The following is a 1,945-nucleotide window of genomic DNA, read 5'->3' as shown; positions in this document are numbered from 1 at the left end:
CTGCGTATTCCGGACGAATCCGGCCACGGTTCCGACGGGAAAGCGTCCACCGTTCCGACACGAATCCGGCCACCATTCCGATTCGATTCCGGCCACCATTCCGGAGCAATCCGGCCAGTGTGATTTGAGAGTGTAGTCGCGGGGTAACTCCACGGGTATCCTGCCGTCCTTGATTCCATCCGAGGAGGGCGTGATGCCGAGAGAAAGAGTTGCCATGCGAAAAATACGTGAGATCCTGCGCCTGGTCTGGGGCTGTAACCAGAGTCGGCGCGATACGGCCAAAGCCTGCGGTGTCGGCAAAACCACCGTCGACGATACGATCAACCGGGCCATCGCCGCCGGCCTGTCCTGGCCGGTGGCGATGGATGACGAAACCCTTGAAAAGCGCCTCTATCCCCCTCTTCAGCCTCCCTCATCCCGGAAACTGCGTCAGCCCGACTGGCAGGCCTTGCATGATGAACTGACCGGCCACAAACACCTCACCCTCATGCTGCTGTGGCAGGAGTACAAAGAGGGCGAACCTTCCGGTTACCAGTACAGCCAGTTTTGCGAACTCTATCGTCAGTGGCGCAAGAAGCTGGACCGCTCCATGCGCCAGGAGCACCGCGCTGGCGATAAGTTTTTCGTCGACTACAGCGGGTCGACCCTGCCCATTGTGGAGGCCTCAACGGGGGAGATCCGAGAAGCCCAGGTCTTCGTCGGGGTCATGGGCAACAGCAACCTGACCTTCGCCGAGGTAACTTGGACCCAAGCTTTGCCCGACTGGATCGGCTCCCACGTCCGGGCCTTTAGCTATCTCGGCGCCGTTCCCCATTGCGTGGTTCCGGACAACCTGCGCTCCGGGGTCACCAAGGCCTGCCGCTATGAGCCGGACCTCAATCCCAGCTACGCCGAATGTGCCGACCATTACGGCACCGCCATCATCCCCGCCCGCGTTCGCCGTCCCAAGGACAAGGCCAAGGTCGAAGGGGGTGTGCTGATCGCCCAGCGCTTTATCCTGGCCGGGCTTCGTCATCGCACCTTCTTCAGCCTGGCTGAGGCCAACGCCGCCATCCGGCAGCGGCTGGAATTGCTGAACAACCGTCCCTTCCGCAAACTCCCCGGCAGTCGGCGCAGCCGTTTCGAAGAGTTCGACCGGCCGGCGATGCTGCCGCTGCCCGAGACCCCCTACCAACTCTCCCTCTGGAGCAAAGCCCGGGTCCATATCGATTACCACGTCGAGGTGGACCACCATTTCTACAGCGTTCCCCATCGTCTGGTGGGCGAGCAACTGGATGTCCGTTCCACCGCAACCACCGTCGAATGCCTGCACAAGGGGAACCGGGTGGCTTCTCATGCCCGTTCGTTTCTTGCGGGCAAGCACACCACCTTGCCGGAACACATGCCCAAGGCCCACCGGGAATACGCCGAGTGGACGCCGCAGCGCATCGTGGCCTGGGCGGCCCAGACCGGAGCGGCCACCGCCGCCGTCGTGGAGCAGATCCTCTCGCGCAAGGCCTACCCCGAGCACGGATTCCGCTCCTGCATGGGGGTCATCTCCCTGGGCAAGCGATTTTCCAAAGAACGCCTGGAGGCGGCCTGCCGACGAGCCCTCGCCATCCGGGGAGTCAGCTACAAAAGCATCAAGTCGATCCTGGAAAACAACCTCGACCAGAAGCCGCTGCCCGGCCAACTGGAATTACTGCCCGTCTCCCACGAGAATATTCGGGGCACCCATTACTACAACGACGAAAGGCTCTCCCATGCTGAACCAACCGACCATTGAAAAGCTCACCGCCATGAAGCTCTCCGCCATGGCCAAAGCCTTTGCCGACCAGATGCAGCGGCCGGACATGGCCTCGCTCTCCTTCGAGGAGCGTTTCGGCCTGATCGTGGATTTCCAGATGACCGAACTGGAAAACCGGCGCATGCAGAACCGGCTCCGGACGGCCAAACTCCGGCTTTC

Annotated in this window: 3 protein-coding genes; 2 read left to right on the top strand and 1 reads right to left on the bottom strand. The window is 62.0% G+C overall.

Annotation, left to right across the window (positions count from 1 at the left end):
* Positions 1 to 216, bottom strand: a 216-nt coding sequence (locus tag JQN68_RS10565) for a hypothetical protein (protein ID WP_249621182.1), incomplete at its 3' end; no start/stop codon positions are given.
* On the opposite strand from JQN68_RS10565, the gene istA reads away from it, so the two are divergent.
* Positions 215 to 1,765 (top strand): IS21 family transposase, encoded by a 1,551-nt coding sequence (gene istA, locus JQN68_RS10560; RefSeq protein WP_225073920.1) that lies wholly within the window; start codon positions 215 to 217, stop codon positions 1,763 to 1,765. The two genes, JQN68_RS10565 and istA, sit on opposite strands and share 2 nt — an antisense overlap.
* A partial coding sequence (locus JQN68_RS10555; RefSeq protein ID WP_225073919.1) for an ATP-binding protein occupies positions 1,743 to 1,945 on the top strand: 203 nt, incomplete at its 3' end. The genes istA and JQN68_RS10555, both read left to right, overlap by 23 nt.

This window comes from Desulfuromonas sp. CSMB_57, assembly GCF_020194955.2.
In the GTDB taxonomy this organism is placed as follows: domain Bacteria; phylum Desulfobacterota; class Desulfuromonadia; order Desulfuromonadales; family Syntrophotaleaceae; genus JAFCIY02.
Note: the sequence above shows the minus strand (reverse complement) of the source record. Positions and strands in the feature narration are given on the sequence as shown.